General features: G+C 31.3%; 22 protein-coding genes. 13 read left to right on the forward strand and 9 right to left on the reverse strand.

What is annotated here, in order from left to right; translation table 11 throughout:
• Positions 1 to 74 precede the first annotated feature (74 nt).
• Both B3R94_RS06000 and B3R94_RS06005 read left to right on the forward strand, forming a co-directional pair.
• Positions 75 to 1,406 carry a metal-dependent hydrolase family protein gene (locus tag B3R94_RS06000; protein ID WP_115000951.1) on the forward strand — a complete coding sequence of 444 codons (1,332 nt, stop codon included), beginning with the start codon at positions 75 to 77 and terminating at the stop codon, positions 1,404 to 1,406.
• 186 nt (positions 1,407 to 1,592) lie between these two features.
• Positions 1,593 to 2,519 carry an alpha/beta fold hydrolase gene (locus tag B3R94_RS06005; RefSeq protein ID WP_038335880.1) on the forward strand — a complete coding sequence of 309 codons (927 nt, stop codon included), beginning with the start codon at positions 1,593 to 1,595 and terminating at the stop codon, positions 2,517 to 2,519.
• Between the two features lie 23 nt (positions 2,520 to 2,542).
• Here B3R94_RS06005 and B3R94_RS06010 read toward each other — a convergent pair whose 3' ends face one another.
• Complete coding sequence (locus B3R94_RS06010) at positions 2,543 to 4,222, reverse strand: PNGase F N-terminal domain-containing protein (RefSeq protein WP_038335875.1); 1,680 nt, start codon at positions 4,220 to 4,222, stop codon at positions 2,543 to 2,545.
• Positions 4,223 to 4,294: 72 nt separating this feature from the next.
• On the reverse strand, positions 4,295 to 5,461 hold the full coding sequence (locus tag B3R94_RS06015; protein ID WP_038335874.1) for an acyl-CoA dehydrogenase family protein: 1,167 nt from the start codon (positions 5,459 to 5,461) through the stop codon (positions 4,295 to 4,297).
• A 140-nt stretch (positions 5,462 to 5,601) separates the two neighbouring features.
• Between B3R94_RS06015 and B3R94_RS06020 the strand changes: the two genes are divergently transcribed.
• From B3R94_RS06020 to B3R94_RS06045, 6 genes are all read left to right on the forward strand, one after another.
• Positions 5,602 to 7,131: an aldehyde dehydrogenase family protein gene (locus B3R94_RS06020; RefSeq protein ID WP_291099338.1), complete on the forward strand. Its 1,530-nt coding sequence runs from the start codon at positions 5,602 to 5,604 to the stop codon at positions 7,129 to 7,131.
• A gap of 12 nt (positions 7,132 to 7,143) precedes the next feature.
• Positions 7,144 to 8,433 (forward strand): L-lysine 6-transaminase, encoded by a 1,290-nt coding sequence (gene lat / locus B3R94_RS06025; protein WP_291099341.1) that lies wholly within the window; start codon positions 7,144 to 7,146, stop codon positions 8,431 to 8,433.
• A gap of 60 nt (positions 8,434 to 8,493) precedes the next feature.
• Complete coding sequence (locus B3R94_RS06030) at positions 8,494 to 9,273, forward strand: HAD family hydrolase (protein WP_291099344.1); 780 nt, start codon at positions 8,494 to 8,496, stop codon at positions 9,271 to 9,273.
• A 144-nt stretch (positions 9,274 to 9,417) separates the two neighbouring features.
• Positions 9,418 to 10,170, forward strand: coding sequence for a GLPGLI family protein (locus B3R94_RS06035; protein ID WP_291099347.1), 753 nt, complete (start codon positions 9,418 to 9,420; stop codon positions 10,168 to 10,170).
• 6 nt (positions 10,171 to 10,176) lie between these two features.
• Positions 10,177 to 10,902 (forward strand): GLPGLI family protein, encoded by a 726-nt coding sequence (locus B3R94_RS06040; RefSeq protein WP_291099349.1) that lies wholly within the window; start codon positions 10,177 to 10,179, stop codon positions 10,900 to 10,902.
• Positions 10,903 to 10,915: 13 nt separating this feature from the next.
• Positions 10,916 to 11,665, forward strand: a complete 750-nt coding sequence (locus tag B3R94_RS06045) for a GLPGLI family protein (RefSeq protein WP_291099352.1) — start codon at positions 10,916 to 10,918, stop codon at positions 11,663 to 11,665.
• Between the two features lie 87 nt (positions 11,666 to 11,752).
• Here the strand turns inward: B3R94_RS06045 and B3R94_RS06050 are convergent, their stop codons facing one another.
• The 4 genes from B3R94_RS06050 to B3R94_RS06065 form a co-directional block, all read right to left on the reverse strand.
• Positions 11,753 to 11,944, reverse strand: coding sequence for a cold-shock protein (locus tag B3R94_RS06050; protein WP_038335863.1), 192 nt, complete (start codon positions 11,942 to 11,944; stop codon positions 11,753 to 11,755).
• 19 nt (positions 11,945 to 11,963) lie between these two features.
• Positions 11,964 to 12,389 carry a cold shock domain-containing protein gene (locus B3R94_RS06055; protein ID WP_115000942.1) on the reverse strand — a complete coding sequence of 142 codons (426 nt, stop codon included), beginning with the start codon at positions 12,387 to 12,389 and terminating at the stop codon, positions 11,964 to 11,966.
• Positions 12,390 to 12,728: 339 nt separating this feature from the next.
• Positions 12,729 to 13,787 carry a 3-oxoacyl-ACP synthase III family protein gene (locus B3R94_RS06060; RefSeq protein WP_291099355.1) on the reverse strand — a complete coding sequence of 353 codons (1,059 nt, stop codon included), beginning with the start codon at positions 13,785 to 13,787 and terminating at the stop codon, positions 12,729 to 12,731.
• Positions 13,788 to 14,174: 387 nt separating this feature from the next.
• Positions 14,175 to 15,452 carry a hemolysin family protein gene (locus B3R94_RS06065; protein WP_291090383.1) on the reverse strand — a complete coding sequence of 426 codons (1,278 nt, stop codon included), beginning with the start codon at positions 15,450 to 15,452 and terminating at the stop codon, positions 14,175 to 14,177.
• A 69-nt stretch (positions 15,453 to 15,521) separates the two neighbouring features.
• On the opposite strand from B3R94_RS06065, the gene B3R94_RS06070 reads away from it, so the two are divergent.
• Entirely contained in the window at positions 15,522 to 16,268 is a 747-nt protein-coding gene (locus B3R94_RS06070; protein WP_280037621.1) for a M15 family metallopeptidase, read from the forward strand.
• A gap of 103 nt (positions 16,269 to 16,371) precedes the next feature.
• Positions 16,372 to 16,908, forward strand: coding sequence for a hypothetical protein (locus B3R94_RS06075; protein ID WP_280037620.1), 537 nt, complete (start codon positions 16,372 to 16,374; stop codon positions 16,906 to 16,908).
• On the opposite strand, the gene B3R94_RS06080 is transcribed toward B3R94_RS06075, so the two are convergent.
• Positions 16,909 to 17,523 carry an alpha-ketoglutarate-dependent dioxygenase AlkB family protein gene (locus B3R94_RS06080; RefSeq protein WP_291099360.1) on the reverse strand — a complete coding sequence of 205 codons (615 nt, stop codon included), beginning with the start codon at positions 17,521 to 17,523 and terminating at the stop codon, positions 16,909 to 16,911.
• A 107-nt stretch (positions 17,524 to 17,630) separates the two neighbouring features.
• Here B3R94_RS06080 and B3R94_RS06085 point away from each other — a divergent pair, with 107 nt between their 5' ends.
• Positions 17,631 to 17,828 carry a hypothetical protein gene (locus B3R94_RS06085; RefSeq protein WP_038335852.1) on the forward strand — a complete coding sequence of 66 codons (198 nt, stop codon included), beginning with the start codon at positions 17,631 to 17,633 and terminating at the stop codon, positions 17,826 to 17,828.
• Between the two features lie 28 nt (positions 17,829 to 17,856).
• On the opposite strand, the gene B3R94_RS06090 is transcribed toward B3R94_RS06085, so the two are convergent.
• Positions 17,857 to 18,204, reverse strand: a complete 348-nt coding sequence (locus tag B3R94_RS06090) for a hypothetical protein (RefSeq protein WP_291099363.1) — start codon at positions 18,202 to 18,204, stop codon at positions 17,857 to 17,859.
• Between the two features lie 90 nt (positions 18,205 to 18,294).
• On the opposite strand from B3R94_RS06090, the gene lpdA reads away from it, so the two are divergent.
• Complete coding sequence (lpdA, locus tag B3R94_RS06095; RefSeq protein WP_291072778.1) at positions 18,295 to 19,686, forward strand: dihydrolipoyl dehydrogenase; 1,392 nt, start codon at positions 18,295 to 18,297, stop codon at positions 19,684 to 19,686.
• 137 nt (positions 19,687 to 19,823) lie between these two features.
• Positions 19,824 to 20,594, forward strand: coding sequence for a T9SS type A sorting domain-containing protein (locus B3R94_RS06100; protein ID WP_052217822.1), 771 nt, complete (start codon positions 19,824 to 19,826; stop codon positions 20,592 to 20,594).
• A gap of 58 nt (positions 20,595 to 20,652) precedes the next feature.
• Here B3R94_RS06100 and B3R94_RS06105 read toward each other — a convergent pair whose 3' ends face one another.
• Positions 20,653 to 20,865: a hypothetical protein gene (locus B3R94_RS06105; protein WP_286476837.1), complete on the reverse strand. Its 213-nt coding sequence runs from the start codon at positions 20,863 to 20,865 to the stop codon at positions 20,653 to 20,655.
• Positions 20,866 to 20,930 lie beyond the last annotated feature (65 nt).

The raw sequence follows: 20,930 nt of genomic DNA on the forward strand, positions 1-20,930 counted from the left end.
AATTAAGAAATAACCTTTATTATCCTCAAATTACGCGCATTCAACGTATCTTTAGGACAATTAAACAATAAATTATGAAAATAAAGTCGATAATAGCACTTTTTTTTCTCGCTACCACTTTTACTTTTGCTCAAACAAAACAGATTCTGATTGAAAATGTTAGAATTTTAGATCATCAAACTCAAGCATTAACATTACCAATGAATGTTTTGGTTTCTGGTCAAAAAATTGAAAAAATTAGTTCTGCAAAAATTTCATCACCTACTCAAGATGTTGTAAAAATAAATGGAGGAGGAAAAACATTGATGCCAGGTTTAATTGATGTTCATGTACATATGGTATTTGGTTCATTGACGATGACGCAAATGATGTCGCCAGATATGTCAGAAGAAATGTTAATGAATAAAGTTGGCGAAGCTTCTCACAAAATGTTGATGCGTGGTTTTACGAGTGTTCGTGATGCTGGTGGACCAATTTTTCCTTTGAAACTAGCAATTGATAAAGGTAAAGTTGTAGGGCCTAGAATTTGGCCTTCGGGAGCAACGATTAGTCAAACGGCTGGTCACGGAGATTTTAGAACTCCAGACGAACGTTCTCGTAGATTCTTTGGAAAAGCATCTCGTGCAGAGGAATTAGGAGCTACTTTTATTGCTGATGGAAGAGATGAAGTTTTGACAGCAACAAGAGAAAATTTACGCTTTGGTGCGAGTCAAATCAAATTAATGGCAGGTGGTGGAACGTCTTCTGCTTATGATCCGATTGATGTTACGCAATATACTTTTGACGAAATGAAAGCGGCTGTTGATGCTGCTGAAGATTGGGGGACATATGTAATGGTACATGCCTATACGCCGAGAGCAGTGCAACGTGCCGTGGAAGCAGGAGTGAAGTCAATTGAGCATGGTCAAATGTTAGATGAAGAAACATTGAAAATTCTTGCTAAAAAAGGTGTTTGGTTAAGCCTTCAAAATTTGATGGATAATAATGAAAACATGGACGAGCAGCGAAAAGAAAAACGTAAACCAGTTTTGGATGGTCAAGATAAAGTTTGGCCATTAGCAAAAAAACTTGGTGTGAAGCTAGCATGGGGAACGGATTTCTTGTTTGAACCTGAGTTGAATGATGAGCAAAATAGTTATATTTTACGTCTTCAAAAATGGTTTACAAATGCTGAAATTTTGAAAATGATTACACAAGATAATGGAGAACTGTTGCAATTATCTGGTTTAAGAAGCCCATATCCAGGGAAATTAGGTGTTGTAGAAGAGAAAGCTTTAGCAGATTTGATTTTGGTTGATGGAAATCCGTTGAAAGATTTATCATTAATAGCTAATCCTGATAAAAACTTTTTAGTGATTATTAAAGATGGTCAGATTTATAAGAATACAATTAAAACTAAAAAGTAAAATTATTGTACATCATAAAAAAAACGAGGTTAATTTTTATTTACCTCGTTTTTTTAGTTATAAAAATTAGAAATTTTAGATCTTATTTATCGGCTTGAAATTTGTTGAAAAAGTCAATGGTTTGTTTATAAAAATGTTGATTTTGAATAAGTAAAACTGTAAATTAATAATTAAATCTTAATAAAAATGTCAATACCAGAGAATGTTTATTATAGAGTAATTCTTCCAGAAGATGAGATTATAGCTACTTTACTTATTGTCCATGGTATGCAAGAACATAGTGGGCGATATGAAAATTTTGCAAAGTATTTGGCTGACAAAGGAATTCTAGTTTTGTTATATGATCATTTAGGACATGGAAGAACAGCTAAAATAGAAGAAGATTACAGTTTTTTCTGCTTAGATAATCCAAAAGAAAATTTAATAAAGACGGCAAAAGATTTAGCTAAATTGTTAGAGAATGAATACCCTTTATTACCACATTTTATTTTGGGGCATTCAATGGGATCGTTTATAACACGTTGCCTACTTCAAGAATATGGAGACCACTTTGATGGTGCTATAATTATGGGAACAGGAGGTAGAATTCCTGGAATTAAATTATTGAGTAGTTTTTTAAGTATTCTAAATAAATTGATTCCTCATAAAAGAAGTCAATTACTTAATACTATTTTTTCAAAATCGAATAATAAACATTTTCAAAATGAAGAAAATTTTCATGAGACTAATTGGCTTAGTTTAGATGAGTTAAATCGTTTAAATTTTCTGAAAGATCCTCTTTGCGGAATACCTTTCACTGTTAACGGTTTTTATACTTTGATTAATTTAAATATACAAGCAACAAAAAAGAATTGGGCAAAAGCTATACCGCAATCTTTACCTATTTATTTTGTGAGTGGAGCAGATGATCCAATTGGTGATTTTGGTAAAGGAGTTTTGCAATCGTATAAAGATTTAAAGCAAAATGGATTTCAACATGTAACAATGAAATTATATCCAAACTTGAGACATGAAATATTGAATGAATCTATCAAAGATGAAGTATATCAAGATATTGTAGATTGGTTAATGGTTTTGATAAATCATAAAAAAATAGAGCAAAAAGACGTTTAATAAATCTTTTTGCTCCAAAAAAATTATTCTCCTAAAAGAACACCAGAAACATTCCAATAACTGAAACTATTTCCTTCAGGTTTTCCTTGCGGAATTTTCACTTGTATGCTATGTTTTCCAGCTTTCAAATCTCCTAAATTAATAAAATATGGATTTGTAATTGTTCCTGGACACCAATTAGAACGGCTATAATCGGATGATGACAAACCATTATCAAAATTACCAGAAGCTGGATTGTAAGCGCGATAAGAACCACAATCTTGTCTCCAAGGAACTATATTAAATACTTTTTGTCCATCAAGAAAAATACTATTTTCTTTTGGAACAAATTCATCTCCATTTTCCCAACCGCCATGTCCAGTTGTTGTAAAACGCAATTTAGCATTGTTGTAATCTTCTTTCAACGTGAATTCTACTGTAAAACCATTCGAATTTTCGAACAAAGTAGGATATTCCTGTCCAGCCATTTCCATCACATTTGCAGTATTGAAAATTGGTAAAACTTTTTTGATAGGCAACGTTGTCGTTGAACTTGACGGATGAATAGAAATATTAGCAGTAATTGTATGTCCGCCTTGATCATAATTTCCAATGAAGAAACCAATCAAAACTTCTTGATTAGATAATAAACCTTGAAATTCTGTGATTTCTTGACGATATTTCGCTTCGGTTTCCCAAGTTTGATTTTTTAATTGAATATGATTGAATTTATTAATTCCAAAAGGTGTGAAAAAGCGCATTAATTCTATCGTTGGCGAATAATTTTCTGTCAAAAAATAACCTTGGTATTTTTTATTATTTGCCGATGTATAAACAGGTAATTCGTTGATTCCTTTTTGTAAACCATCCATAAACGTAATTTTAGAATCACGCGGAATCAAAAATACAGAACCTGTTCTATCGTAAGCATCGCCATTCGATTGTTGCGAAACATTTAAGAAAACTTGACTCCCTTCTTTAATTTGAGGAATTTTAATTTTTCGAACCACAACAGTTCCATTTGCAAAGCGATAAATTGAATCATTTGAAGAAAAATCTTTACTAAAATTAACTTGTTGATGTGATAAAAGTGGAATATCAACGAATTTACTTTTCCAAATAATGTCTTTATATGTCAACAAATCAACTCTATTTTGATGCAATTCTTTTTGAATAAATTGACTTGGAATCAAATCTTTTTCGCGTTCTATTTTTGAAGCTCGAATCGTTGAATTATTATTTCGAGTAAGTTCTAACACAAAACCTAAATTCATTCCAACCATTGTAGGAGAGGCATTCAAGTCCATATTGTCCACAAACCAAACGTCTATTGTATTCGAATTGATATTTGTCGTCGCTTTTTTACAACGTAAACCTAAAATTCGTTTTGTTTCTTTAGAAATCGTGAAAACTGATTTATTAAACGCGACAGAATCATTTGTAATGATAGAATTAGTCGGGTCAAATTGTGTAATCAAGGAAATAATTGATGGATTTGTTTTGGTATAATAAAACATTTCATCAGGATAATTTGAAGAATTACTAAAACTTTGTTGCTTTCCAATAACGGTTTCTTTTATATTCGCAATAACTTGTATGGGATTGCTTTCTTCCACTTTCTTTCCATTCGAAAAGCGTTCATACGTAATTTTGTAGGTTTCCTGTGCGTCAAGAACAATAGCCTGAATACAAAAAATGATAAGTAGAATTGATTTCAATTTCATGTGTGATAAATAAAAAAGGTTTACAAACGAATTGTAAACCTATAAAAATATCTGATTGTATGAAAAAATATCTTATACAAAAGCATTAATTCCTGTCACATCAGCGCCAGTAATCAATAAATGGACATCATGCGTTCCTTCGTAAGTGATTACAGACTCCAGGTTTGCAGCATGTCGCATCATAGGGAAATCGCCTACAATTCCCATTGCACCGATAATTTGACGAGATTCTCGCGCAATATCAATAGCAATTTTTACATTGTTGCGTTTTGCCATAGAAATTTGTTCAGGCGTTGCTTTATTTTCGTTTTTCAACGTTCCTAATCGCCAACATAATAATTGTGCTTTCGTGATTTCTGTAATAAATTCAGCTAATTTTTTTTGTTGCAATTGATAAGAAGCAATTGGTTTTCCAAATTGTGTTCGTTCTAATGAATATTTCAAAGCAGATTCATAACAATCAATTGCAGCGCCAATTACACCCCAAGAAATTCCGTATCGAGCAGAATTTAAACAAGATAATGGTCCACGTAGACTCTTTACGTCTGGTAAAATTTGAGATTCTTCAATCTTTACATTTTCGAAAACTAATTCACCTGTTTTTGAAGCTCTTAATGACCATTTATTCAATGTTTCTGGCGTTGTAAAACCTTGCATACCGCGTTCTACAATAACTCCACGAATTTTTCCTTCTTCATCTCTTGCCCAAACAACTGCAATATTACAAATTGGTGAATTTGTAATCCACATTTTTGCTCCATTTAAGATATAATGATCACCATTTTTAGTCAAACGAGTTTCCATTCCGCCAGGATTTGAACCGTGATTTGGTTCAGTTAATCCAAAACTTCCAACGAATTCTCCTGAAGCTAATTTTGGTAAATATTTGCGTTTTTGTTCTTCTGATCCAAAAGAAAAAATTGGATACATCACCAACGAAGATTGTACAGATGCAGCAGAACGAACAGCCGAATCGCCACGTTCTAATTCTTGCATGATTAATCCATACGACATTTGGTCCAAGCCTGCACCTCCATATTCTTCAGGAATATAAGGTCCTAAAGCACCAATTGCACCTAATTTTTTCATTAAATCTGGAATATCTTTATGATGTTGCGCGGCATCATCTATCACAGGTTTTATTTCGTTATCCACAAAATCTCGAACAGATTGACGAATTAATTTATGTTCTTCGGTTAATAAATCATCAATCTTAAAATAATCTGTAGTTGAATTCATTTTATGCGGTTTTATTTTATTAAATCTAACGATTATTCATTAAATTAAAAATTATTCTGAATAATATTTATTAAAAATTTTAATTTATGAAACTTTTGACTAATTTAGGTAAAAGTTAAAACACAAAATAACACAAAAAAATGATAGAAAACGAATTAAAAGAATTAGGTATTTCTTCCGAAAATCTCGGAACATCAACAGGAAATACTTGGTTTGGAAAAGGTGAAGAGCTTTCTTCTTACTCGCCAGTAGACGGAAAATTGATTGGAAAAGTTAAATCATCAACAAAAGATGATTATGAAGAAGTGATAAAAAAAGCGCAAGTTGCTTTCAAAGAATGGCGAATGATTCCTGCTCCGAAACGTGGAGAGATTGTGCGTCAATTTGGAGAGAAACTTCGTGAAAAAAAGGCTTCTTTGGGAAAATTAGTTTCATATGAAATGGGGAAATCTTATCAAGAAGGTTTAGGTGAAGTGCAAGAAATGATCGATATCTGTGATTTTGCGGTTGGATTATCTCGTCAATTATATGGTTCGACAATTCATTCGGAAAGACCGCTGCATCGCATGTACGATCAATATCATCCGCTTGGAATTGTAGGGGTGATCTCTGCGTTTAATTTTCCAGTTGCAGTTTGGTCTTGGAATACATGTTTAGCAATGGTTTGTGGTGATGTTGTTGTTTGGAAACCAAGTGAAAAAACACCTTTGTGCGCGGTTGCGTGTCAATATATTTTAGCAGAAGTTTTAAAAGCAAATAATATTTCTGAAGGAGTTTCTTCTTTGGTAATGGGGGATAAAACAATCGGTGAATTAATTGCGCTAGATGCTCGTGTGGCTTTGGTTTCTGCAACAGGTTCTACGCGAATGGGAATTGAAGTGAATAAAGTTGTTGCTGCTCGTTTGGGTAAAACAATTTTAGAATTAGGCGGTAATAATGCGATTATTGTTACGCCAGATGCAGATTTAAAAATTATGTTAACTTCAGCTGTTTTTGGTGCGGTTGGTACGGCTGGACAGCGTTGTACTACAACAAGGCGTTTGATTGTTCACGAGTCGATTTATGATAAAGTAAAAGAATCGTTAGTAAATGCTTACAAACAGATAAAAATAGGTAATCCGTTGGATATAGCAAATCATGTTGGACCGTTGATTGATAAACATGCGGTTGAAATGTATTCAAAAGCATTAGAAAAAATTAATGAAGAAGGAGGAAAGATTATCGTTGAAGGAGGAATTTTAGAAGGAAATGGTTTTGAAAGCGGTTGCTATGTAAAGCCTGTTATTGCTGAGGTTGAGAATCATTTTGAAATTGTTCAACACGAAACTTTTGCTCCAATTTTATATTTAATCAAATATTCTGGAGATGTGTTAAATGCAATTGAAATTCAGAATAATGTGGCACAAGGTTTATCGTCTTCTATTATGACAAATAATCTTCGTGAAGCTGAATTATTCTTGAGTCAGCAAGGCTCTGATTGTGGAATTGCAAATGTAAATATCGGAACTTCTGGAGCTGAAATTGGCGGCGCTTTCGGTGGAGAAAAGGAAACTGGAGGTGGGCGTGAGTCTGGTTCGGATGCTTGGAAAGCGTATATGCGACGACAAACGAATACAATTAATTATTCGACAGAAGTGCCATTGGCGCAAGGAATTAAGTTTGATTTTTAAAAATTTACAGAGATGAGTACAGTACACGAAAGATTAGCAAAACATATATTGGCAGATGGATATCCGATTGTAATGGATATGGATAAGTCGCATGGATCCTATGTTGTAGACGAAAATGGCATTGAATATTTGGATTTATTTTCAATGTTTGCTTCGACGGCGATTGGTTATAATCATCCACATTTGATGGCGAAAATTGATTTTTTAGGTCGAAATGCTGTCAATAAACCTGCGATGTCAGACATTTATACAAAAGATTATGCCGATTTAATTGATACATTTGAGCGTGTTGCGATGCCGAAAGAATTGCAATATTTATTCTTTATTTCTGGAGGAACATTGGCAGTAGAAAATGCACTAAAAACGGCTTTTGATTGGAAAACAAGATTAAATTTTTCGAAAGGAATTGAGAAAGAAGCAAGTGATGTCATTCATTTTAAGCAAGCGTTTCATGGACGTTCTGGTTACACATTATCGCTAACGAATACGAAAGATCCTCGTAAATACGAATATTTTCCAAAGTTTGATTGGCCAAGAATTGAAAATCCAAAACGAATTTATCCTGTTACAGAAGATAATTTATGCAAGGTTGTTGAGGCTGAAAAACGTGCGATTGAACAAATTGAAAATGCTTTAGAAACACGCAAAAATAAAGTTGCTTGTATTATTATTGAGCCGATTCAAGGTGAAGGAGGAGATAATTATTTTCGAAAAGAATTTTTTCAGAAATTGAGAGAAATTTGTGATAGAGAAGAGATTTTATTGATCTTTGATGAGGTACAAACAGGAATGGGAATGACTGGTAAAATGTGGGCTTTTCAGCATTATGATGTGATTCCAGATGTAATTTCGTTTGGAAAGAAAACACAAGTTTGTGGAATTTTAGCGAATAAAGAAAAGTTAGATCAAATTCCGAATAATGTTTTCAAGGAATCAAGCCGTATTAATTCGACTTTTGGTGGAAATTATATCGATATGTTGCGTTTCAAATTAATTTTAGAAGTGATTGAACAAGAAAAATTAGTTGAAAATGCGGAAGAGAAAGGAAAATATATTTTATCAAAATTGAATGAAATCGCAAAAGAAACGAAGAAAATTCATTCGGTTCGTGGATTAGGATTGTTTATTGCGTTTGATTTTTCATCAGATTCAGATCGTTCTAATTTTATTAATACGTGTTTCGAAAATCACATGATTATTCTTCCTTGTGGTGAAAACTCGGTGCGAATGCGCCCTCATCTCAATATTTCCGAAGAAGATACCAATAAAGCAATAGAAATTATTAAATTAGCATTAAAATAAACTGCAAAAGCAACCAAACAAAGGTTGCTTTTTTAATTTTGTAAAAGATAAAACTAAAGTATGATAGATTCTTTTTTCTTCGATTTTGACGGAACATTACAAGGTTTTGAAAACCACGAAATCAGTGATTCGACAATAGAAGCGTTGAAATTATTGAAACAAAAAAACAAAAAAATATACATCGCAACAGGACGAAATATGGTGGATATGCCTGAGCATATTTTTGATTATGGTTTTGATGGTTACATCAATAATAATGGTGGAATGTGCTCGGACGAAAATCGTCAATCATTTTTTGTAGATTACATCAATCCTAATGATATAGAGGCTTTGTTGCAATATGATGATGAGAATCCGTTTTCATTTTCGTATATGACCAAAGAAGCGTTTAGTATTAATCGTGTGAATGATAATGTAGAAAAATCGTTTGCTTATTTTGGAATGGAACTTCCAGAAGTGGTTGATCCTCGAACTTTGCCGAAAGATAATATTATGCAAATGAATTTTTTTGTGAACGAAGAACAAGAAGATTATTTGATGAAAAATGTGTTGACAAACAGTGTAGGAACACGTTGGATAGAATATTTTGCTGATATAAATCCGAAAAATATTAGTAAAATGCGTGGAATAGAGCGAATGGCTGAACGCGATAATTTAGATTTAACTAAAACAATGGCTTTTGGTGATGGTGGTAACGATATTAGTATGTTGAAAGGTTGTAAAATAGGTGTAGCAATGGGCGATGCGAAAGAGAATGTTCGTGAAGCGGCTGATTATTATACAACTTCTGCAGATAATCACGGAATATGGAATGCGCTGAAACACTTTGAGATAATTTAGAAACTTATTTTAATTTATATAGAAAAAAAACCAACTTAGGTTGGATTTTTTTCTTTTCACAATGTTGTGTTAATTACGTGTTCTATTGTTGTAGAATTAAAAAATAAAAATTATTTTAGAGTATTAATTATAAACTACAACATAATGAAACAATTATTATTAGCTGGATTTTTACTTTTTTCGAATTATGGTTTTGGGCAAGAAAAGCTTATTGTCGATTATAAATACGATATAAAGCATGATGAAGAAAAAATAAAGGAGTTTGAAAGAGAGCAAGCACAAAAAGGAGGAGGTACAATAAAAATTGGAGGGGCTCCAAATATTTATTATCAATTAGAATATAGTGATCATCAGTCCATTTACAAAAAAATAGAAACCATTAATAATGATCAAAATGGTAGCTCTATGGGGGCTTTTTCAATTAATATTGGAGGAGAATATAAAGATCTGATTAATGAAATAAGTAAGAAAGCGTTTCGCCAAGAAGTCGTTTTAGATAAACAAAATTTTATTGTGGTCACGCCATATAAAGATTATGAATGGAAAATTACAGATATTGAAGATACGATTTTGGGTCACAAAGTAAAAAAAGCTATTGGTAATGATAAAGGTAAGCAAATAGCAGCTTGGTTTGCGCCAGATATTAAGGTTGATGCAGGACCAAATCAAGTGAATGGATTGCCAGGTTTGATTCTGAAAACGGTGAGCGAAACGGGTGGTAAATTTGGTTCGATTATGACTTATGAAGCGGATAAAATTAACTTAAACCCTAAGAAAATGTCTAAAACTAAACCTATAAAAGGTGAAGAAATAACACAAGAAGAGTTTAAAAAATTGCAAGATGAATCTCGTCAAAAAATGAGAGAATCTTTTTCGATAGGAGTGGACAAAAAATAATTTTAAATGAAATATTTAGTAATTTTCATTAGTTTTTTTTGTAATTTAGTTCAAGCGCAAGAAGCTCTAGAGATTGAATATGAAGAAGTTTTTATTCCTAGAATTATAGGAAAAGATGGGAAGGAAGAAAAATTGGGTGATGATTTTATAAAAGCACTTTCTGTTCCAAAAAATTATGTACTACAAATAGAAAAAGGAAAAAGTGTTTTTTCTAAGATTGAGAAAATTAATAATTCTCAAGGGAATGCGTTAGTTACGATGTATGGTATTTTTTCGTATAATTTTGAACAAGATTTCAATCAAAATAAAATGAAACAAGAATGGATGATAGAGAATAAAAAATACCTTGTAACTGATACCATTTCGACACATTATAAATACGAATTAACGCAAGAAAAATCGACTTATTTGGGTTTTGATGTTAAACAAGCAGTTGTAAAATATGATGACAATAATAAATCAATTATTTGGTACGCACCAAGTTTACCCAAACGTTTTGGTCCAAAAGAATTCATTAATCTTCCAGGTTTGGTATTAAAAGTAGAATCTATTCGAAATGGAATTATTGATCCATCTTATTCTTTGAAAGCAACTTCTGTTACAACAAAAGATCATTTAGAATTTAAGAAATTATTCAAGGCTAAGGAAATTTCTAAAGCCGAATTTGAAAAGCTGAAAGCTGATTATAACCAACAAAGTTCGAATGAACATCAAGGAGTAGATAAAGATTAACTAAATAAAAACTATGAAAAAATTACTATTGATTGTTTTAAGCAGTTTATGTTATTTTGTAAATGCTCAAGATGTTTTAGAAGTAGAATATGATGTATATACAGTATATGACGCAAGTAAAACTCAAGGTTCAGTTACAATTGATAACCGCAAATTGAATAAAGATGAGACGATTAGGTATTTTACTGAACAAATGAAAATTCCTAGACCTTATATTTTAATAACGAATAAAATCGCATCTAATTATAATCAAAAACCAACACTAAATGGTGGAAATTCAGTAAGCTACAGTAGTAATCAAGGAAATGGATTGTATTACAAAGACTTGCTTGAAAATTATTATATGCACGAATCGGTTGGTTTTGGAATGGATCGAATTATCAAAGATTCTATTCCTAAAATTAATTGGACTGTAACACGCGAGAAGAAAAAAGTTTTAGGTTTTGATGTTCGTAAAGCGACTGCAAAAATCAATAAAGAAGAGTTTACAGCTTGGTTTGCTACTTCTTTGTCTTTTCCTTCGGGACCAGATAAGTATATGGGATTACCTGGTTTGATTTTGGAATTGGAAAGAAAAACGAACGACGATGCTGATATGGTTATTACATACAAAGCAACATCTGTAAAAGAAGCGAAGAAAAATGTAACAATAAATCAACCAAAGAAAGGGAAAATTGTTGATTTCTTAACATATAAAGCAGAAATGGATGCTTTTTTTAAGAAACAACAAGAAATGAATAGTCAAGGAGTGGATAAAAATTAAGAGATATACTTTTAATAGGTTTGTAATAAATCACAAAGTCCTTNNGACAAGGACTTTGTGATTTATAAGAAATAATTATATGTTCAATTATTTTCTTTTTACATTAACAGCCATAAGACCTTTTTTTCCTTTTTCAATATCAAAAGTAACTTGATCATTTTCAATTACTTTGTCAATTAATCCAGAAACATGTACAAAAACATCTTCACCTCCGTTTGCGTTAGAGATAAAACCAAAACCTTTTGATTCGTTGAAGAATTTTACTGTTCCTTCTTGCATAGTTGTATATTTAATTAATTTATTTTTTTGATATTTGAATTGCTCTGAATCCTTTTTCAGACATTTCTTTTTTGAACTGCACTTGATCTCCTACTTTAAGTAATTCTTTAGATTCTTTGAAGTGGAAGAAGATTTTATCGTTAGAAGTTGCTACTTTAATAAAACCAAAACCTTTTGAATCGTTGTAGATATCAACCATACCTTCTATAAAAACATCTCTGTTATCAGATTCTAATCTTTTATTATTCAGCAAATCGGCTTCTTTGTCTTGTAAATGAGGTGGTACATCTGTAAAATTACCAAGTACATCAACATAGACAATCATATCTTCTAATGATTTTCCTTTGTTGTTATTCTCTTTTCTGTTCTCTCTTTTGTTTAATTTCTCTAATTTTTTTAAAGCTTTCTTTTTGCTATTTTCTTTTTTAGATGTAGAATCTGCCATAAATGTTTGTATAGATTTTTTATTATTAATACTCATAAAACCTAAGAAAACATGAATTAATTATCCAACAACATTTATATTATAATGTAGTAAAACTTACAAGTATACGTTTTAGAAAACAGAAGTTAAAATTATATTGACTAGGTCAATTAGTGAATTAAAAAAAGTAAAATAAAGAATACAATTGTAAACTATTAAGACAAAATATCTTCTTAAGTACGTTGCAAAGGTAATAAGTTTTAATGAATTAAATGGTATTAATTTTTAGAGAATTCTATATGACAAAAAAGTTCTAACCTAATTGTGATTAGAACTTTGATCTTATTATGATTGATATCGTTAAAATTGGTAAATAAATGTGTTTATATTCATACCTGCGCCAACAGATGCAAATAATACCACATCTCCTTCATTTATCTGGTGATTTTCCAAATCATTATCCATAATCATTTTCAAAAGAATTGGAATTGTTGCCACACTACTATTGCCAAGTTTATGAATATTCATTGGCATAATATTTTTTGGCACATCTTGATCATATAAACTATAAAAGCGTTTTACAATTGCTTCGTCCATTTTTTCATTAGCTTGATGAATCACTATTTTACTGATATCGTCAATATTATATGAGCTATCATCAACACATTTTTTCATTGCTAAAGGTACTTTGGATAAAGCAAACTCATAGATTTTTCGACCATACATTTTGATGTATTTGGTATTCGGACATTTTTCTGAATTATATGATTTTCCAAAAAACAGATAATCTTTTTCTTCGTTTGCATAAGAGGCAGATAAATGAGCTTGTATTCCTTTATTGTTTGTAGAAGCTTCTAAAATAGCTGCACCAGCACCATCTGCATATATCATTGTATCTCGGTCGTGTTCATCGACAACTCTCGAAAGCGTTTCCGCACCAATCACCAAACATCTTTTTGCTAATCCAGCTTTCATAAATGCATTGGCTTGTATAACACCTTCTACCCAGCCAGGACAACCAAAAATAACATCGTAAGCAACACAATAAGGATTCTGAATTTTCAATAAATTTTTTACTCTTGCAGCAAGACTTGGTACCATATCAGACTGAATCGTATCGTGTTTTACATCTCCAAAATTATGCGCGAATATAATATAGTCAATAGTTTCAGCATCGATATTTGCATTTGTGATAGCCACAGCCGCAGCCATATAACCTAAGTCTGATGTTACTTGATCTTTTCTGGCATATCGACGTTCTTCTATTCCAGTTATTTGTTTTAATTTATGCGAAATTGTAGCATTATTTTGGTCTAAAATTTCTCCTTGTTCATTATAAAATTGATGTTCTTCAAAAAATTGATTTGAAATTGTTTCGGTTGGAATATATTTTCCTATTCCTATAAAGTGATTTGTCATAGTATTATAAATTGTAGCATTAAATCTACAATTGCTTACAATCTCCGAAAAACTTACTTAATAAATCGTATAAATTTATTTTTTTAACGTAAAAATTATGTACTATTAAAAATAAGGTGATAAAAAATAACAAATTAAAATTTTTATCGAGAATTAATTAATACAATTTTATTGAGAATGGTTTTAAATAAATTTTTAATCTTCAGAATTTATTCAGATAGATTTTTGATAAAACTATTTCTCAAAATCTATTACAATGAAAAAAATAATCACACCTTTATTATTAGGTTCAATAGTTTTACTTTCTGTTTAAATCATGAGTTGCACAAATAAAACTGAATTTCAAGAAACAAATTCAAATTATGTTATCCTATTAATTTAAAAAATTCAATTAAATTTTCGATATGCCAATATCTTATCAATACGATTACCGTCTTTGTCTACAATTTCTAGTGTCAAATCTTCTACTTCTACCTTATCACCAACATTTGGAATGGTTTCGTATTTATCTAAGAAAATTCCAGCAACGGTAACATATCTATTTTCGATGTCTTCGTCGATATCAATCTCAAAAAACTTCTCGAATTCATAGATCGAAAATTGCCCATCGATCAACCATGTACCATCTTCACGTTCTACGATTTCGTAATCTTCGTCTTGGTTCTCTGGTGTATCACCAACCAATTCGTCCAAAATATCGTTTATTGTTACAATTCCAGCCGTCGTACCATATTCGTCTAAAATAATGGCAAAATGTGCTTGTGAATTCTGTAACATTTCCAACAAAGGATAACTAAACGAATTTTCATTGACAAAAATAGGTTTGTGTATAAATTTTTTCAGGCTAAAATCTTCCTTACTTACACCAAACATATCTTTTAGTTTCAAGATACCAACGATTTCGTCCAGATTATTGTTCTTCGTAACAGGGTAGGCTGAATATTTATTTTTCTTAACTTTTGCACGTGCTTTCTCATAATCATCCGAAATATCTAATGAAGCAATTTCTGAACGATGCGTTGCTAACGTATTCACACGACGATCTCCAAGCTCGAAAACACGTTCTAAGATTTCGTGTTCTTTTTCCTGAATTTCACCACCTTCTGTACTTTCTTTGATGATATTTTTAATTTCTTCTTCCGAAACAACTTCGCTGCTATCGTCTTTAATACCAAACAATTTCAAGAAAAAATTATTGGTAACTGTTAACAACCAAACGAATGGAGAAGTGATGATAGATAACCATTTCATCGGTTTCGAAACAATAGTAGAAACCATTTCAGGAAATTTCATTCCCAAACGTTTTGGTAATAATTCGCCAAATACAATCGAAAAATAAGTGATGATTACTACCATAATAATTGGAGAAAGTGTTTTGGCGTAAGGTGCAATGAAAGAAATAGATGTTAAAAATTCTGTTAAATTTGCAGTTAGTTTATCACCCGAGAAAACCCCTAATAAGATACCAATAAGGGTAATTCCGATTTGTACGGTTGATAAAAATTTGTTCGGATTCTCAGCAAGTTCTAAAGCCGTTTTAGCACCAGAACTTCCTTTCTTCATTTGATTTTCTAATTTGAATTTTCTTGACGAAACAAGTGCCATTTCTGACATGGAAAAAATTCCGTTCAATAAAATCAATACGATTATTATAACAATCTCCACTTTTATTCTTTAATTTTGATAAAAATAAACCAAAATCTAATACTTACCATAATGTCTCAATTTAATATTATGAAATTTTCTTATTTAATTTTACTTGCTTTTATGCTAAATGCTGGTTGTGCTTTCGGTAACAGCGATCAAACTCCAGAAGAAACAGATACTATTTTACCTACTTTTACAACGGCTGAATTGATTGGTAAAGGCAACCCTACGATGGTTGGAAATGGGTATAAATTGTTGCCAGAAGTTGCAAAACAATTTGAATTAATGAAAGCTGATGCACAAAAAGCAGGTTTTAAAATACAAGTGATTTCGAGCTATAGAAATTATACGTATCAAAACGGAATTTGGGAGCGCAAGTATAAAGCAAATCAAGCGAAGAAAATTGCAGCGAAAGAAAACATCGAAAAGATTATTGAATATTCTACCATTCCAGGAACTTCTCGTCACCATTGGGGAACTGATTTGGATATTATAGACGGAACGCGCGGAATACCAGCAGATCCGTTGAATGAGAAACATTTTAACGAAGGAGGATCAATGCATAAATTTAAACTTTGGTTAGATGAAAATGCATCTAAATATGGTTTTTATTTGGTGTACACGGATAATTCAGCGAGAAAAGGATTCAAATATGAACCGTGGCATTTTACGTATAAAGCGATTTCTGAACCGATGTTACAAGCTTATAAAAAGCTTGATATTAAAAAGGTTTTACAAGAAAATAAATTGTTAGGAAGCGAAAATTTTACAGATGATTTTATCGAAAAATATCGAAAAGAAAATATTTTGGATATAAATCCTGTTATTAAATAGTTAAAGCTCCTTTTTGGAGCTTTTTTTGTGGTATCTTTAAATAAAATTTAAGAGATTATACTTTCTGATGAGATTAACATTTTTCATATCGTTATTTTTGAGCATGAGTTTACTAACTTTTGCCAAACAATCGATTGTGAAAGATTTGGATGGCGATGGAAAGTTTGACAAGGTTTCAATTAATTTTGAAACGAATAAAATAGAGTTTTTACTTTCTGATACTGAATATAAAAAGCAGAGTAGTTTAGCTTTTAATGAATTGGATCGTAATACGAAGATTGAGGAAACAAAGAAAGGTTTCAAGATTATCAATAAAATAGGAGATGTTTTGTTTACATCTTATTTTCGATACAATCGTCAGACAAAAAAGATTGAATTATCTGCCATAAAACGTTCAATAGTTTCGGATGATTATTCGAAAGAAAATGGCGAATCAACTTTTATTACAGCTACAAAAGAGTTTATTGCGAAATGGAATAGTTTGGATAAATCATCAAATAAAGTGATTGCTTTACCAACGCTAAAAACTAAAATTGATTTGGATGTTATTTCTTTGAATGATTTTAATGATGTATTTCTGAATAAATTTAATCAACAAAGTTTGACTTTTTATAAAGCTGAAATCTCCAAGCAAAAATAATTATTGCTCCAAATCGATTGTTCTGAATGTTAGATTAATTCGTGGCGAATTTACTTTTTTAGTAGGAGGTAAGCGATGCAGCCAATAATCCTGCGTTTCATTTTTCATTACCAATAAACTACCACTTGCAAGATTTAAAGAAATTACTTCTTTGGTTTCTTTGTGTTTAAAACCAAATTTACGTTCAGCACCAAAACTAAGCGACGCAATTGCGCCATGACGTTTCAATTGTTTTTCGCCATCGCTGTGCCAAGCCATTCCTTCGGAACCATCGTGATATAAATTTACCAGACAAGAATTATAAGTTTCGCCAGTTTTTTCCTCTGCTAATTTTTTTAATTCAAGTAAAGTATCAGTCCAAGGCAAAGCTGTTTTCATGATTTTGGAATAGGTATAAGCAAATGGAAAATCTCCATACCAAGCAATTTTTCGTTTAGTTTCTATCAATTTTCCAAATATTATTGCTTGATCGTTTTTCCATTCAATTTCATTTAATAATATAGAATAATAATGATGCGCTTTTTCATCGGTCATAATTTGTCCAAAATAATTTACAGTTCCATCTTTTGGAAGTAGATTTTGTTGTCCGTCAAATAAATCGTTGAATAGGTCCATAGAGCGAAGTTATGTTAAATTTTATTTGATTGATGATAAATAATTTGGAAATTATAAAATTATTTTTATTTTTATCAATGTTAAGTTTAAGTTAAAAAATAGTAGAAATGAATGTTAGACACCCATTTTTTATTTATGTATTTAGTTTTATTTTAGTTGTGATTGCTGGTTTTACTAAGATTTTAGAATTTGAATCTGCAGATTTATTATTAAATACTACGTTTACAATTTCTGTAATCTCTTTAATTTATGTATTAATTCGTTTGAAAAAGTCAAGAAAAAAATATACGGATTTAGCGAATTAATACATAATATTAAATAAAAAAGCAACGATTATTTCGTTGCTTCTTTTGTTAAATACTGTTCAAATTTCAATCCTTTTATGTTATAAGGATCAAATCCTTTGTATAAATCTTCTAATAATTGCATTACTTGAAAATAAGTAAATAATACTGAATATGAAGCTTGTTCTTGATAAACAGGGATTTCTACTAAAAATAAAAATCGATCATATTTCGAAATCTGAACAGTATTCCCATCTTGATTCATCAAACCAATATAACTTCCGTCATAATCAGGTAGGTTATGAAAAATCTCAATAGCTTGTGATAAACTACCTTCTAAAGGTAATTCAGTTTCGACCAGTAAGTCGTCAGCGTAATTTTCAAAGAATATTTTCACATTGCAAAAGTAAGAAATTTTAATCTATTTTAAGGAATTCCTTTTTTTTCGGGTTATAATTATTAAATTAGCAATCAAATTATGGAAAAAATGAGTTACGACATTATAGTTATTGGAAGTGGTCCTGGAGGATACGTTGCAGCAATTAGAGCAGCACAATTAGGTAAAAAAGTAGCAATCGTAGAAAAAGCTGAATTAGGAGGAATCTGCCTTAACTGGGGATGTATTCCTACAAAAGCTTTATTAAAATCTGCTCAAGTATTCAAATACTTAAATCATGCAGAAGATTTTGGAATTAACTTACCTTCAGATATTTCATTCGAATTTGGAAATGTAGTTTCTCGTAGTAGAGGAGTGGCGGATCGTATGAGTAAAGGTGTTCAATTCTTAATGAAGAAGAACAAAATTGAAGTAATTCAAGGTGAAGCAAAAGTTTTACCAGGAAAAAAAGTAAAAGTTACTGCAGCAGATGGTTCTGTTAGCGAATTATCTTCAGAAAATATAATTATTGCAACTGGTGCACGCTCTCGCGAGTTACCAGCTTTACCGCAAGATGGTAAAAAAGTAATTGGTTATCGTGGTGCATTAGCAATGGAAAAACAACCAAAATCTATGATTGTTGTAGGTTCTGGTGCGATTGGAGTTGAGTTTGCTCATTTCTACAATACATTAGGAACAGAAGTTACAATTGTAGAGTTTTTACCACGCATTGTAAATGTTGAAGATGAAGATATTTCTAAACAATTACAATTATCTCTTAAAAAATCTGGAATTAATATCTTAACAAATGCAGAAGTTACAGGAGTTGATACAACTGGAGATTTAGTAAAAGCAACAATTAAAACTGCTAAAGGTGAAGAGATCATCGAAGCTGAAGTTGTTTTATCTGCTGTTGGTGTTGTTCCAAATACAGAAAATATTGGTCTTGAAGAAGTTGGTATTGCAACTGAAAGAGGTAAAATTGTTATCAATGATTTTTGTGAAACATCTGTAAAAGGATATTACGCAATTGGTGATGTTGTAAAAGGAGCAGATTTAGCACACTTAGCATCAGCACAAGGAATTTTATGTGTTGAGCATATTGCTGGCGAAAAAGTTGAGCCAATTGACTACGGAAATATCCCAGGTTGTACATATTGTTCACCAGAAATTGCGTCTGTTGGGCTTACAGAAGCAAAAGCAAAAGAAGCAGGTTACGAAGTGAAAGTTGGTAAATTCCCATTCTCTGCAAATGGAAAAGCTGTTGCAAATGGAGCTGCTGATGGATTCGTAAAAGTTGTTTTTGATGCGAAATACGGTGAATTGTTAGGATGTCACATGATAGGTGATGGTGTTACTGAAATGATTGCTGAAGCAGTTGTTGCACGTAAATTAGAAACGACAGCACACGAAATTATGAAATCTGTACATGCTCACCCAACAATGGCAGAAGCTATTATGGAAGCGGTAGAAGATGCATACGGACATGCAATTCATATTTAAAAAATATAATTATAATTTATAGTTGAAGCAGCCTTTTGGCTGCTTTTTTAATTTTACCAAATCGTTAATTTTTTGCGTCTTGTATATTGATTTAGTTTTTTAACTATCTTTACAGAAATAATTTAAAAAAATACAATATGAAAAAATTCTATTCTTTAGTAGCAGTTGCTGCATTATCAACATTATCATTTGGGCAAGGTTCTGAATCATTCGAGTCTCAAACGGTTTTAACAGCAACTTATGCAGATGGATCTTTTGCTGGAGAGACAGCAGGAGTTAATGTAAGTTTTGTACATTCAAGAAATGAAGGTTTAGGAACTGCTGATGATAGTGCTATTCAATCAAAAGGAATAATGTTAAGAAGAGCTGATGAACCAAGTTCAGTTGAATTTTCAATTCCAAATGGAGTAGGTGATTTTACTTTTTCTTATAGAAAAGCTTTCACAGGGGGTGTTCCTAGAACTATAGCTGTTTATGTAGATGGTGTTCAAGTAAATGCTATGCCAGCATTTGGTGAAGGATCAGGAACTCAAACTACTGTTTATACATCAACTACTACTATTAAAAAAGAAGGTGCTGTAAAAGTTAAAATTTCATTTGCAGGAGGTACAGCTGCAGGAAATAAACAATTTACTGTGGATAATGTAGTTTGGACAGCTCCAAGTTTAGGGTTAAATGATTTAGAAGCTTCTAAAGCTGTATTTAATACAGTTTGGGGAACAGATGCTTTATTCAATGCAAAAGATAAAACAACTGTAGAAGTATACAATATCAACGGACAATTAGTAAAATCTTTCGAAGTTAAAGGTGTTCAAAACGTAAATGTTTCTTCATTAGTTAAAGGAACTTATGTGGTTAAAACAACTTCTAACGGAAAATCTTCTACTCAAAAAGTAGTAAAAAAATAAGAAAGAGTATATTCTTAATCTAACAAAAAAGCGATTCAGTTTACTGAATCGCTTTTATTTATTCTTCTAATTTCTGAATCTTAAAACCTGCATCTGTCACGGCTTCCACAACCTCTTCTTCATCTTCGGTTGTTGTCACAGTCAGTACTTTTCGTTCATCAGAAGTGTCAACTTTCCAATTGTCTTCACCAACAGCTTCATCCAAAAAAGGTTTTACAGATTTGATACAGCTGTCACAATTTATATTTGTTTTGAATTTCAATTCGCTCATAACTTTACAATTTAGACTCAAATTTATAAAGATTTCATAAGATTAAAAAAACGTTTAAGTAATAT

Origin of the sequence: Empedobacter sp. UBA7611, from assembly GCF_002484365.1 — a bacterium.
Taxonomy (GTDB): domain Bacteria; phylum Bacteroidota; class Bacteroidia; order Flavobacteriales; family Weeksellaceae; genus Empedobacter; species Empedobacter falsenii_B.